Annotated in this window: 14 protein-coding genes; 6 read left to right on the top strand and 8 right to left on the bottom strand. The window is 61.2% G+C overall.

The genetic code is table 11. The features are described from left to right. Positions 1–3: 3 nt before the first annotated feature. From ATK23_RS01065 to ATK23_RS01075, 3 genes are all read left to right on the top strand, one after another. Entirely contained in the window at positions 4–507 is a 504-nt protein-coding gene (locus ATK23_RS01065) for a prepilin peptidase (protein ID WP_066139819.1), read from the top strand. Positions 508–511: 4 nt separating this feature from the next. After that, on the top strand, positions 512–979 hold the full coding sequence (locus ATK23_RS01070) for an NUDIX hydrolase (RefSeq protein WP_066140340.1): 468 nt from the start codon (positions 512–514) through the stop codon (positions 977–979). 97 nt (positions 980–1,076) lie between these two features. Next, positions 1,077–1,595: a GNAT family N-acetyltransferase gene (locus ATK23_RS01075; protein ID WP_245858266.1), complete on the top strand. Its 519-nt coding sequence runs from the start codon at positions 1,077–1,079 to the stop codon at positions 1,593–1,595. 133 nt (positions 1,596–1,728) lie between these two features. Here the strand turns inward: ATK23_RS01075 and ATK23_RS01080 are convergent, their stop codons facing one another. The 3 genes from ATK23_RS01080 to ATK23_RS01090 all read right to left on the bottom strand — a co-directional run bounded on the left by ATK23_RS01080 (position 1,729) and on the right by ATK23_RS01090 (position 4,642). Next, a complete protein-coding gene (locus ATK23_RS01080) occupies positions 1,729–3,141 on the bottom strand; it encodes a class II fumarate hydratase (RefSeq protein ID WP_066139813.1) in 1,413 nt (470 codons plus the stop codon). A gap of 130 nt (positions 3,142–3,271) precedes the next feature. Next, positions 3,272–3,886, bottom strand: a complete 615-nt coding sequence (locus ATK23_RS01085) for a carbonic anhydrase (protein WP_100339307.1) — start codon at positions 3,884–3,886, stop codon at positions 3,272–3,274. 81 nt (positions 3,887–3,967) lie between these two features. After that, entirely contained in the window at positions 3,968–4,642 is a 675-nt protein-coding gene (locus tag ATK23_RS01090) for a DUF4245 domain-containing protein (protein ID WP_066139808.1), read from the bottom strand. Between the two features lie 156 nt (positions 4,643–4,798). Here ATK23_RS01090 and glpX point away from each other — a divergent pair, with 156 nt between their 5' ends. Next, on the top strand, positions 4,799–5,833 hold the full coding sequence (gene glpX / locus ATK23_RS01095; RefSeq protein ID WP_066139805.1) for a class II fructose-bisphosphatase: 1,035 nt from the start codon (positions 4,799–4,801) through the stop codon (positions 5,831–5,833). 87 nt (positions 5,834–5,920) lie between these two features. Here glpX and manA read toward each other — a convergent pair whose 3' ends face one another. From manA to ATK23_RS01115, 4 genes are all read right to left on the bottom strand, one after another. Beyond that, positions 5,921–7,129 carry a mannose-6-phosphate isomerase, class I gene (gene manA / locus ATK23_RS01100; RefSeq protein WP_066139802.1) on the bottom strand — a complete coding sequence of 403 codons (1,209 nt, stop codon included), beginning with the start codon at positions 7,127–7,129 and terminating at the stop codon, positions 5,921–5,923. A 68-nt stretch (positions 7,130–7,197) separates the two neighbouring features. Continuing rightward, complete coding sequence (locus tag ATK23_RS01105) at positions 7,198–8,817, bottom strand: LCP family glycopolymer transferase (protein WP_066139799.1); 1,620 nt, start codon at positions 8,815–8,817, stop codon at positions 7,198–7,200. Positions 8,818–8,834: 17 nt separating this feature from the next. Further along, positions 8,835–9,365 carry a 5-(carboxyamino)imidazole ribonucleotide mutase gene (gene purE / locus ATK23_RS01110; protein WP_066139796.1) on the bottom strand — a complete coding sequence of 177 codons (531 nt, stop codon included), beginning with the start codon at positions 9,363–9,365 and terminating at the stop codon, positions 8,835–8,837. Positions 9,366–9,436: 71 nt separating this feature from the next. Then, positions 9,437–10,597: a 5-(carboxyamino)imidazole ribonucleotide synthase gene (locus ATK23_RS01115; RefSeq protein WP_083515506.1), complete on the bottom strand. Its 1,161-nt coding sequence runs from the start codon at positions 10,595–10,597 to the stop codon at positions 9,437–9,439. Between the two features lie 176 nt (positions 10,598–10,773). On the opposite strand from ATK23_RS01115, the gene ATK23_RS01120 reads away from it, so the two are divergent. Continuing rightward, positions 10,774–11,343 carry a GtrA family protein gene (locus ATK23_RS01120; protein WP_066139790.1) on the top strand — a complete coding sequence of 190 codons (570 nt, stop codon included), beginning with the start codon at positions 10,774–10,776 and terminating at the stop codon, positions 11,341–11,343. Here the strand turns inward: ATK23_RS01120 and ATK23_RS01125 are convergent. Continuing rightward, positions 11,340–12,068: a TIGR03089 family protein gene (locus ATK23_RS01125; RefSeq protein WP_066139788.1), complete on the bottom strand. Its 729-nt coding sequence runs from the start codon at positions 12,066–12,068 to the stop codon at positions 11,340–11,342. The two genes, ATK23_RS01120 and ATK23_RS01125, sit on opposite strands and share 4 nt — an antisense overlap. A gap of 288 nt (positions 12,069–12,356) precedes the next feature. Here ATK23_RS01125 and ATK23_RS16650 point away from each other — a divergent pair, with 288 nt between their 5' ends. Further along, positions 12,357–12,881 carry a WhiB family transcriptional regulator gene (locus ATK23_RS16650; protein WP_083515535.1) on the top strand — a complete coding sequence of 175 codons (525 nt, stop codon included), beginning with the start codon at positions 12,357–12,359 and terminating at the stop codon, positions 12,879–12,881. Positions 12,882–12,891: the final 10 nt, after the last annotated feature.

Below are 12,891 nucleotides of genomic sequence, written 5' to 3' on the forward strand. Positions count from 1 at the left end.
CATATGTCAGAAATTTGGAACGTAGCCCAGGAAGGCCCGGGGGTCGCGGCAGCAGTCGTTGTCCAGCTGGCCTGCTTTGCCGGCTTCGGGTTCCTCCTGGCCAGGCAAGACATCGCAACGCATCGCCTGCCCAATCGGCTTATCGCGTACTGGCTGGCGGCCAGCACCGTGGTGGTCGTGCTGCTGGGCATCCTCCGTTCTGATGCTCACGGCGTGCTCATGGGCCTGCTGGGGTTGCTGCTGCTGGGCGGAGGATATCTGCTCATTACGCTGATCTTCGCCGGCGCCATGGGCATGGGAGATGTGAAGCTGGCCGGAGTGCTGGGACTGAACCTGGGCTATTATTCTGTGCCCGGCTTGTTCTTCGCAACCGTGCTCACCTTCGTGCTGGCGACCTGCTGGGTGATCGGGGGAATGGTGGTGCGGAAATTGACCTTGAAATCAGCTGTACCTTTCGGCCCCTTCATGCTGGTTGGAGCATTGGCAGTGCTGCTTGTGGCACGATGAAATCATGGCAACTCCTGAATTCATCACCCATCTTCGGCAACGTATCGGACATGAACCGCTGTGGCTCTCCGGGGTGAAAGTTGTTGTCTTCCGGGACAGCCGAGTGCTGCTGGTGCGCCGTGCCGACAATGGGCAATGGACCCTGCCGGCGGGGATTGTCGACCCTGGCGAAGAACCATCGCACACTGCGCATCGCGAAGTCCTGGAAGAGACCGGCGTTGAATGCGAGATCACGGACCTGTTGGGTGTCGGAGTGACCGCGCCAACGGTCTATCCCAATGGGGATCACGCCCAGTACCTCGATGTGGTTTTCAAAGCCCGCCACCTCTCCGGCGATGCGAGGGTCAACGATGACGAGAACCTGGAAGTGGGATATTTCGAGCTCGCTGAGCGGCCAGAGCTCCCGCCGCTGCATGAGCGGGCTGTGCAGTGGGCACTGGACCCGCGGCCCGGCGGATACTTCGCCAGCTGATGATTCCTGCAATCACGTGCCAATGGCATGAGCGTAGGCTTGCTCCATGACCGGAATTGAACTGATTGAACCCTCTGCCGTACTCCACGCTTCCTTCATGCGGAGCACTGCTGAATGGGCGGGAGCGGATCAAGACGGCGCCTCGGTCTTCTTCGCCGCCACATACGGCTGGGATCTGCACAACGCGGACGACTTCGCTCAATGGGTCCAGCTGATCAAGGATCTGGAAAAGCCGGACTTCACGCCACCAGAAGGTTTCGTTGCGCAAAGCACACGGTGGCTAGTGCATGGCGATGAATACTTGGGTGCGGCCAGCTTGCGTCACGAGCTGGGCAATGATTTCCTCCGCGAAGTTGGCGGGCACATCGGCTATGGAATACGCCCGAGCGCCCGCGGAAACCGCCTGGCCAGAATCGCGCTCGCCGGATCCTTGGAACAAGCGCGCAACCTGGGCCTGCCACGAGTCATGCTCACGTGCAACGACTCCAATATTGCTTCGGCGAGAACTATTGAAGCTTGCGGAGGAGTCCTCGAAAGCATCGCTCCGGTTTCCGAAATCGGTCCTCGCTTCGGCTCCCCGGAGGACCTGCGACGCTATTGGATTGAACTGGGCTAGTTCGCTGGAGGCACCCCGCGGTAGTTGCACGAGACATGGCCGCTCATTTAGCTGCGAACCAACTGATTAAGCAAGCTACCGCGGCCAGTTGCCGGCAACTGTCCGCGGTAGCTGAGCTTGGAATAGCTCGGTGCTAGTGCTTGCCCACCATGGTGGAAACATCCAGCAGCGCATCGAGCTGCTCCTCGGTGACTTCGCCGCGCTCGACGAAGCCCAGCGCGATGGTTGCTTCGCGGACGGTCAGACCCTCGGCCACAGCCTTCTTGGCGATCTTGGCGGCATTCTCGTAGCCGATGAGCTTGTTCAGCGGGGTGACAATCGATGGGGAAGCCTCGGCCAGGAAGCGCGCGCGTTCCACATTGGCCTTGATGCCGTCGATCATCTTCTCAGCCATCACCGTCGAGGTGTTGGACAGCAGGCGAATGGATTCAAGCAGGTTCGAGGCCATGACCGGGATGCCCACGTTCAGCTCGAAGGCTCCGTTGGTCCCGGCCCAGGCGATGGCCGTGTCGTTGCCGATGACCTGGGCTGCCACCTGGATGGTTGCCTCCGAGATGACCGGGTTGACCTTGCCGGGCATGATGGAGGAACCGGGCTGCAGGTCTGGGATCGCGATTTCGCCCAATCCGGTATTCGGGCCGGAGCCCATCCAGCGCAGGTCGTTGGCGATCTTGATTAACGAGATCGCGATGGTGCGCAAAGCAGCCGATGCCTCGACCAGGCCATCGCGGTTGGCTTGGGCTTCGAAGTGGTTGCGCGCCTCGGTGATGGGCAGCCCGGTGTCTTCGCGGAGGAATTCGATGACCCGCTGGGGGAAGCCATCCGGGGTGTTGATACCGGTGCCTACTGCGGTGCCGCCCAAGGGAACTTCGGCAACTCGCGGCAGCGCGGCTTCGATGCGTTCAATGCCGTAGCGGACCTGTGCTGCATAGCCGCCGAATTCCTGGCCAAGGGTGACCGGGGTGGCATCCATCAGGTGGGTGCGGCCGGATTTGACCACATCCTTGAACTCGGCAGACTTCGCTTCCAGTGCGGAAGCCAGGGTGCCCAACGCCGGGACCAGATCCTTGATCAGCGCTCCGGTAGCGGCAACGTGCACAGAGGTGGGGAAGACATCGTTGGAGGACTGCGACGCGTTCACGTGGTCGTTCGGGTGGACCTCTGTGCCGCTGCCCTTGGATTCCAGGGCGCGGGTTGCCAGTTCGGCGAGCACCTCATTGGTGTTCATGTTCGAGCTGGTTCCGGATCCGGTCTGGAACACGTCGATCGGGAAATGCTCATCGTATTGGCCGGTAGCGACCTGATCGGCCGCGGCCACGATGGCGGTGGCGCGTTCTTCATCCAGCACCCCCAGCGCCAGATTGGCTTGGGCGGCGGCCTTCTTGACCTGGGCCAGGGCCTTGATATGCGAGGATTCCAGGGTCTTGCCCGAGATCGGGAAATTTTCGACGGCGCGCTGGGTTTGCGCGCGGTACAGGGCCTGAGCCGGAACCCGGACTTCGCCCATGGTGTCATGTTCGATGCGGAAATCGTCACTGTTAGTCATGAGCCCAGAGTACGCCCGAACCGCAATCAAAGGACAGGGCTCTGACGTAAACATCACAACCAACAGTGACGCTTCGCCGAAATGGGAATAAAAGCCGTTTTACAAGGCTTTTCCCGAGAACTGCGAGTTCTTAGTCGAGGCCCAGGCTGGAGACCAGCTGGGCACGGCCATCGTGCAGGTGGTAGGACACGCCCGCGACTGCAGTCCGGCCTTCTTCGATAGCCAGCGCAATGATGCTGGACAAATCGACGAGGCGGTCGGTGGTCTGCTTGACGTGCTCGACGACGGTGCCGTTCACGTCGGTGATGCCCTTGCGCTCGGCGGCCTGGACCGATGGGGTGATGTGCTCAACGAGGTCGCGCACGAAGCCCTTGGGCATGTTGCCCGATTCCTTGACCTTGATGGCGCTGGTGACCGCACCGCATGAGTTGTGCCCGAGGATTACGATCAATGGGACGTTGAGGATGTCGACGGCGAATTCCAGCGAACCGAGGCTAGCCGGGTCCAGGACGTGGCCCGCGGTACGCACCACGAACATGTCACCCAATCCCACGTCGAAAATGATCTCAGCGGCAAGCCGGGAATCCGAGCAGCCGAAGATGACAGCGAAGGGTTCCTGGCCGGAAATCAGCTTCTCGCGTCGTGCACTGTCCTGGTTAGGGTGCTGGGTATCGTCATTGACGAAACGGAAATTTCCTGCGCTGAGCTTTTCCCACGCCTCTTGAGGAGTCATGGATGGTTTTATTGATTCTGGGTGCATGACTCAGATTCTACGGGAATGTATTCGAATATCGAATATGTGACTGGCTATCCCCGTTAACGTGACTTAACCCAGTTCGCTGGCAACCTGTTCAGCAACAACGTTCAGCTGCTCGTCAGAGGTGTCGCTGGACAGCACTACGGTGGAGTCCTTGAACTCGGAGATCAGGTAGGTGCCCTGGTCCTTGGTGCGCACTTCCCACTGGGCTCCGCCGATGGTGCGAGTCTCGGTTGGCACCGCCGCATCGGTGATCAGGGCAATCCAGGTCGGGTTGGCTTCAGCGGCTTGGCGAACCCACACGAAGTCCTTGTTCTCGAAAACCAGTCCGCATTCCCAATAGGGGACGCCCTGTGCGGTATTAGCCTGCCAGCGGGCGAAGTTCGCATATTCCTTCTCGCCCAATTCCGGGGCGAAGATCTCAAAGCCTGAAATCTTCTCCGTCTGTTCTGCGGTGGCCTGCAGGTTGACGTCGCTTTCAAACGCGTCGTCCTTGGGCGCAGGGTTGAGCATGAGCACCGGAATGAGGATGGCAATAGTGAAACCGATGGACAGCACCATGCCCTTGAAGGTCTGGTTCGCGCGCTTGGCCTGCTTCTCGGTCAGCTGCGGCTTGAACGGCAGGTCCTCGAAGGTGGCGTTGGGATCGTCGAGGCTTCGACGAGCCGTGGCAGGCATCTGCGTACCGCTTGCCGCATTGGCGGCTGCCTGGGCGTTGTTCTCGGTGTTGTTCTCAGGTTCCACGCCTTCCATTCTCCCCGAAGATTCTGTGTAATTCGAACTGGAGTGCCCAATCGCACGTCCACCGATGATCAGGCGCGCCCGACACGAACTGTAAAGGGAAAACCCTAGGGGATAGAATGGCCTTGTTTGCATAGGCGCAATGACTACGACTCAGTGATGGGATCTTTCGTGACCGAAAAGAACAATTTTGCCCACCTTTCTCCGCGACTGTCGGTTTCCGACGCGGAGCCGGACCGCAACCTGGCACTGGAGCTGGTGCGCGCAACCGAAGCGGCAGCCATCGCTTCCTCGCCATGGGTTGGTTTCGGTGACAAGAACGCCGCAGACGGTGCCGCAGTCGACGCCATGCGCGGCCTGCTGTCCACCGTGAACTTCAATGGCGTTGTCGTGATTGGCGAAGGCGAAAAAGACGAAGCTCCGATGCTGTTCAACGGCGAGCAGGTTGGTAATGGAACCGGCGCCGAGTGCGACGTCGCAGTTGACCCGATTGACGGAACCCGGCTCACCGCCCTGGGCCTGAACAACGCCCTGTCCGTGCTGGCTGTTGCCGACCGCGGTTCGATGTTCGACCCTTCGGCAGTGTTCTACATGGAGAAGCTGGTCACCGGGCCAGAGGCAGCCGAGCTTGTCGACCTCCGCCTGCCGGTGAAGCAGAACCTGCACCTGATCGCCAAGGCCAAGGGCAAGAAGATCAGCCAGGTGACCGTGACCATCCTTGACCGCCCGCGCCACGCCGGGTTGATCGAAGAGATCCGCGCGGCTGGTGCGCGCACCAAGCTGATCATGGACGGCGACGTTGCCGGCGCCATTGCCGCAACCCGCGAAGGCACCGGCGTTGACGCTCTGATGGGTATCGGCGGCACCCCCGAGGGCATCGTGACTGCCTGCGCCATCAAGGCATTGGGCGGCGTGATCCAGGGCCGCCTGTGGCCAACCGACGACGATGAGAAGCAGAAGGCCATCGACGCAGGCCACGAGCTGGGCCGCGTGCTGACCACCAACGACCTGGTGACCTCGGACAACTGCTACTTCGCGGCGACCGGCATTACCGATGGCGATCTGCTGCGCGGGGTGCGCTACAAGAACAGCCGCATCCACACCCAGTCGATCGTGATGCGTGCCAAGTCCGGCACCATCCGCTTCGTCGATGGTGAGCACCACCAGGACAAGTGGGAAGCCTACACCCGCTAGCCGCTAGCTGCTTGCAAAACTGCGAGCCATGGACTTGAAACAAGTCCATGGCTCGCAGTTTTCGTTTGGGGACTTGCGGCAGCGCGGCTAGTCGATCTGGGCGCTGGCGGCGAAGAGCTGGCCCGGCACGATGCCCTGCAGCGTGGCGGTGGCCGGCAGCTCGGCCGCGGTGACGAACAGCGACTGGCCGCGGCTGATGTGGTGCTCGCCTTCGCGGGTGGCCACCAGGAATTCGCCGGCAGTGCACAGCAGGACGGCGGCACCGTGCAACTGCAGGTCGGCAGCCAGGCCAGGTTCGGTGGGATCGAGAACCTGCAGCTGGAACTCTTCGAAGTCCGGCTTGTACAGCCGGTCGTGGGTATCCAGCGCCACCGGCTCCAATAACGGGGCAGGGGAGGGCTGGGCGATGGTGACATCGAGCAGTTCGGGAACATCAATATGCTTGCTGGTCAGCCCGCCGCGCAGCACATTGTCCGAATTGGCCATGACCTCGATGCCCAAACCGCGCAGGTAGGCGTGGACGTTGCCCGCACCCAGGCTGATGGCCTGGCCCGGTTCGAGGAAGATCAGGTTCAGCAACAAGGCCACCAGGACCCCCGGGTCACCCGGATAGATCTTGTTGATCGACACCAGTTCGGCGAAATGCACGTTGCGCTGCAGCTCGCCGCTGGCCGCCACTGCGTCGCAGATCTGCCGTGCCAGCTGGGAGATTTCGTCCCCGGCGGTCAGCACATGCTTGAAAATCGCGGCCAGTGGATCGCTGCCCTGCAGCAGGCCGATCAGCTGGCTGACCGGGGCCTGGGCCGAATCCGGCAGGTGCGCTGCCAGCAGCTGCAGGTCCTCGGCAATCTGCGCTGGCTGGCGGAACCCGGAGAGCGCCACGAAGTCGGTCAAGGCGAACAGCATTTCCGGCTTGTGGTTGTCATCGCGGTAGTTGCGGTCGGCGGCATCCAACGGCTTGCCCTGGGCATTTTCGTGGGCGAAGCGTTCCTGCGCCTGCTGCAGCGTCGGGTGCGTCTGGATCGACAGCGGCTGCGTCGCAGAGAGCACCTTGAACAGGTACGGCAGGCGTCCGAAGCGCTCGGCAACCGCGGAACCCAAAATGCGCTCCGGGTCCTGGGCAATGAAATCTTTGAGCGCGGTGCCGTCATCGGAGAGCCGGCTCGGGCACCCGGGGTGGGCGCCGAGCCACATTTCGGCCTGCGGGGTGGTTTCCGCCGGAAGATCCAGCAGATCGGAAATCTGCGAAGCAGATCCCCAGTGGTAGTCCCTAATCGCGTTTTTCAACTCGAACACGTCTTTTGACCATAGCCTTTCAAGAGCGGTAAGTGGGTCGCATGGCGGTCGGGGGGGGTCTTAACCGTTTATGGAACCGAGCATTCGTCGTTGTTGGCAGCGATCTCCGAAATCAACGTGCGGTAGCCAGCCATTTCGAGATTCACCAGGTATTCCTCGGTGATCGGGCTGCCATCTGGCTGGGTGAATTCCTGCTCCTCCTTGTTGGAGAGCTTCGGAGCATTGTTCACGTCGGTGGTTTCCGACGTCTCTTCAGATGCCTCGGTGGTTTCTTCCGGAGCCGAGGACTTAGAGGAATCCTCGCTCTTCTCGGCCTTGTCCTTCTTCTTTTCCTTCTTCGGTTCGTTCTGCTTCGCGATCAGCGACTGGATGCGCTCTTGCAGCTTGTCGAAGTCCGGGTAGGTGGAGAAGCTGCGTTCGAAGTCCGGTGCACCGAGGGTCAGGCGGGCCATCGGCTCCTTGGACACCTTTTCGGCCAGGGAGACGAAGGAACCGAGCTGGCCGGCAGGAATGTCGGTTTCCACCAGCTGTTCGCCGGCGGACATGATGGAGGTGAAATTGGTCAGGATCGTCTGCGGGGTGAACTGCTTGATGATTGCCTGCTGCAAGCACTGCTGGCGCTTGATGCGGTGGTAGTCATCGGTGAAGTCGCGCGAGCGGGCAAACCACAGGGCCTGCTTGCCGGTGAATTCATGGGTTCCCGGGGCGAACCAGTGGGTGCGCACGGTGCTGTTCTCGTAGTACTTGCCGTTGTACGGAACCCAGCCGCCGGAGTTGATGGTGACGCCGCCCAGGGCGTCGACGAACTGCTCGAAGCCGGCCATGTTGACCATGACGTAGCCCTGGACCGGAAGGCCGGTGGTGCCTTCCAGCGCGTCCATGGCCGCCTGCGCACCGACGTTCTTCACCGAGTCGGGGAACGCATCGGCATGCTCCATTTCGGCGTTGCGGTAGATGGAATTGAAAATGCATTCATCACCGCAGTTGTAGCCGTCTGGCCAGATCTTCTCCATGGGGGAGCCAGGGGCGAAGCGTGCGCTCTGGAAGTTGCGCGGCACCGAAATCAGCAGGCTCTTACCGGTCTTGGCATCCACGGAAAGCAACGCCGCAACGTCGGTGCGCACACCGTCGCGGTTGGCACCGGAGTCGGCGCCGAACACCGCGATGTTGTAGCGGCCGTCGATGGGATCGAAGGCCGGGCCCTCGTCGAAAACTGCCTGAATCGTTTCGCGTCCGGTATTCAGCATCGAGGCGCCGTAGACGAACAGGCCGCTGGTGGCCACCACGGCTGCAAGGGTGAAGACGGTGACGATGGCACGCATGCCCGGGGCCAGCAGCTTGGGCCGGATGATCACCAAGGTGTTGATGAACATGATCAGCCAGCCCAGCGCCAGCGTGCCGAGCACGATGATCAGGAACAGCTGGAAGTTCGGGTGGGCCGCCCAGCCGAGCAGGATCGAGCGGTCAATGAAGTACAGGGCCACCAGCGCCAGCACCGCCACCCAACAGAGCATGGTGATGGACACCGCGATCCGTCCGAGCTTGCGATTTCCGGCAACCAGCTGGGCGCCGCCGGGGAAGAAGATGGTCAGCAGGACCAGGATCAGGGCACGCTTGCTGCGCTGCGGAGAGCTGATGGTCTCCGGCTGGCGCAACGGACTTGGTGCGCGGTGACTGGCAGAACCCATGTACTTTTGGACTTTCCCTAGGAGGCGAAATTCTCGTTGGCAACTTCATCGCGCAGAGCCGAGCCCTTGGCATGGGCCTGCTCGCGCAGCGAATCTGCGAACTGAAGCAACTTTACCTGTAACGACTCGGCTAGCTCATCGGTTCCCGCTGCGAGCATGCGCACGGCCAGCAGGCCGGCATTGCGTGCTCCGCCAATGGAAACAGTTGCCACGGGGACTCCTGCAGGCATCTGGACGATGGAGAGCAGGGAGTCCATTCCATCTAGTTTAGCCAGTGGAACTGGAACTCCGATCACTGGCAGCGGTGTAACAGCTGCGAGCATGCCGGGAAGATGCGCTGCGCCGCCTGCGCCGGCGATGATTGCGCGCAGCCCGCGTTCGTGGGCCTTCTTGCCGTAATCGATCATTTCCTCGGGCATGCGGTGCGCCGAAACGACATCCGCTTCAAAGGGGATGCCGAATTCGGCCAGCGCCTGCGCGGCCAGGCGCATCACCGGCCAATCGGAGTCAGAACCCATTACGAGGCCGATAAGTGGTGCTTGAGTCATCAGATATTTCCTTGCAGTGCTTCAGTAAGAGCCGCTGCCCGGCAGGCAGCGGCTCTTGATCAATATAAATGCTAGTTGGCGGTGCCGGCGCCGTCGCGGATCAGCGCGGCCACCTTGTTCGCCTGCGAACGAAGTTCATCTACGCTTTGCCCTGCGTTTGCCACGACGTTGACGTGGCCGATCTTGCGGCCCGGTCGCACGGACTTCCCGTAGGCGTGCACCTTGACTTCCGGGCCGGCGGCCAGCGCGGCCTGGAACGCGGAGTAGAGGTCCTGGTTGGCGCCGCCGAGGTAGTTCTTCATGACGGTCACACCCAGCTCTCGGGTTTCCCCCAGCGGCAGATCCAGCACCGCACGCAGGTGCTGCTCGAACTGGCTGGTGACCGAGCCGTTCATCGTCCAGTGCCCGGTGTTGTGCGGACGCATGGCCAATTCGTTGATCACGAAGCCGGCGCCGACGCCCGGGGTTTCGAAGAGCTCGGCGGCCATGACGCCGGTGACGCCGAATTCCTCGGCGATGCGCAGGGCGGCTTCGGCCGCGGTGGCAGCGGTAGCCTCGTCGATGTCCTGGGCGGGCGCGATCACTTCGTCGCAGACCCCATCGACCTGGATGGTGTGGACCACCGGCCACGCCCTGGCCTCGCCCGAAGGGGTGCGGGCCACCAATGCGGACAGCTCCCGGGAGAAGTCAACCTTGTCTTCGGCCAGCAGCGGGCCGTTGGCGAACCAGTCGGCGGAATCCTTGGCATCTTGGATGCCGTCGAGCATGCGCACGCCCTTGCCGTCGTAGCCGCCACGCGGGGTCTTGAGCACAATAGGCCAGCCGGTCTGCTCGCCGAAAGCGATCAGCGCCTCGACGTCGTCGACTTTGGCCCATGCAGGGTTGGGCAGGCCGAGGCGCTCGATGGCCTCGCGCATGACCAGCTTGTCCTGGGCATGGATCAGCGCTGCCGGACGCGGCTGGATGTTCACGCCCTCATTGATCAGGGTGGTCAGGAATTCATTGGGAACGTGCTCGTGGTCGAAGGTGACGACGTCCTTGCCCTCGGCGAATTCGCGCAGGGTATCGAGGTCCTTGTAATCGCCTACCGGTGCGTCGGGAACGCAGCGCGCAGCCGAAACATCCGGACCTTCGGCGAGAACATGCAGTTCAAAACCTAGGTTCAAGGCCTCGGGGGCCATCATTCGGGCCAGCTGCCCGCCACCAATCACACCAATTTTTGGAAAGCTCACGATTACAAGGGTAACGAAAGCGGCGTGGAGAATCGCATGCGCGATGTCTGATTACTCTCAGAATTCGGCCAATTTCCAGAAAGTGCCGATAAAATGGCAGGACCGCGCGCTTTTCCCAGTGCTGAGCGCGCCTTGTTACTGCTAGCCAGACGGGAACTTCATTCCCTGGAGGACAATTGCTCGAGCGCATCAAACTCAAAATAGCCGGACTCATCTCGCTGCTGTGGCGTGAGGTGGCGAAGTTCGGCGTGGTCGGTGGCGTTGCGTTCGTCATCGACTCGGGGATCTACGTCTGGCTCCTGCATGGTCCCATGAGCGATTCGCAGGTCAAGGCAAAGATCGTCGCTGGTGTCGTCGCCACGATGTTCTCCTGGGTAGCCAACCGCTACTGGACTTTCCGCCACCGCCGCCAGGCCAATGTGCTGCGCGAACTGGTGATGTTCATCATCATGAATGCCATCGGCCTGGGCATTGCAGCGGCCTGCGTGTGGGTCACCAAATACTGGTTGGGCCTGACCGATCCGACCTCGGTGTTCATCGCAGGTTCGGTCGTCGGCCTGGTGCTCGGCACGATTTTCCGTTTCTTCGCCTACCGTTTCTGGGTCTTCGGCAAGGAGATGGACCAGGAAGAAGCCTTTGCCCATGACCACGAGGTTCTGGGCAAGCACAAGGCCGATACCGACACCGAACCAGCGGGTTCCGGTGGCCAGGGCGATACCGGCACCGTGCCGACGGTGGTTCGCTAGTCCTGAGACGAATAGTCGAAGCTGATGCGTTCGCCGTCGCGCAGGCGCGCGGTCACTTCCACTCCATCTTCGACTAGCACAATTCCATCTCCTGCCGCCCACTGGCCGATGGCATAAGGCAGCAAGTCGAGCACAGGCAGCTGGGCACGCACGAGAATGGTTCCTTGGCTCTTCGCCTCGGCACCGAAGAGCGTGGCAAGACTGATCGGGGCGCCGCCATTGGTTGCGATGGCTGTTGCATCACCAGCAACCGGCGAGGGATAGAACTGGTCGCCATAGGAACGCACGGAGGCATTGAAGTCTTCTGCGACCGGGCCGAGATCCGAGCCGAAGGACAGCGCGAGAGCTGCCGGGTTCACGGCGAGGATTTCACAGCTGTTGGGGATGCGCTCATCATTCGGCTGGGCGGTAACCCAAAGCGTTGCCTGCTGGGCATCATCATGCTCGGCATTAACCAGCGTGGCGCCATGATGCAGGGCGGCCAGGGCCACCACCAGGGACTTCCAATGCGCTGGCAGGTCAAGCACCACGAGCGAGTCTTCTTCGAGGTCGAAAACCTCGCCCAGGAGATTGGCGCTTTTCGCGACCCAATTGTCGAATACCCGTCCGGAGAGCTCGATGCGTTCCCCGCTGGTGGAGTACCAGGTAAGCCACGGCGAGGCCGAAGCGCGCCGCGGCGCGAGGAGATTCTCCACAAAGGTTCCTGATTGCAGGGTGTTGCTCATTGGGTGTCCTTAAATTTAATTACTGAGAATTCACCGAGAATTCAGCCAAGACGGGACATGCCCGTCTCATCTGCATCTTTTGACGGCGTGTTGTGCCGGGAGTTTCCTGAGAAGTCTTCTTAGAATGACCTCCCCACTTGACTCTAGCGGAGTTACACGGCTGTAATTAGATGGTGAGTCCCGGCAGGTTCATCACTTTTCGCTAGTTCGATGGAATAAATGCTGCCGGATGGATCGGGAGCAGTGATGGTCCGATCTTCTCAAACCAATCGAAAGGTCAACATCACCATGGCGAATCTGGAGCAGGGGTACTCCGAATTTTCGACCTCGGCTGTTGCGTCGGCTCAATACGGGCTGGAGGACGCACCATCCGACTGGTTTGTCGATCCTCAAGCCGGTGAGTCCGCACGGGTTGCAGTTGCAGCCGATCTGGAGACCGCGGCCGACAACTTCTTGCAAGAACACGACACGTTATCCGACACCGAAGGAATCTCCTCGGTTGGATCCTGGGCGCCGGAGCTCGATGAAGATGACGAAGTGCGCGAGACCATCAAGGCAGTATGGCTTGGTGTTGGCGGAGAAGTTGACGAGGGTGAGCTGGGCTGGCAGGCCCGTGCCCTGTGCGCACAGACCGACCCCGAGGCATTCTTCCCTGAAAAGGGCGGCTCGACCCGCGACGCGAAACGTGTCTGCGGCGCATGTGTTGTCCGTTCGGAATGTCTAGAATATGCCTTGAGCAATGATGAGCGCTTCGGAATCTGGGGAGGGCTCTCAGAGCGTGAACGTCGCCGTCTACGGAAACGAGCAATCTAATTCGTCCGCC

The organism is Glutamicibacter nicotianae (assembly GCF_002797775.1).
In the GTDB taxonomy this organism is placed as follows: Bacteria; Actinomycetota; Actinomycetes; order Actinomycetales; family Micrococcaceae; genus Glutamicibacter; species Glutamicibacter nicotianae.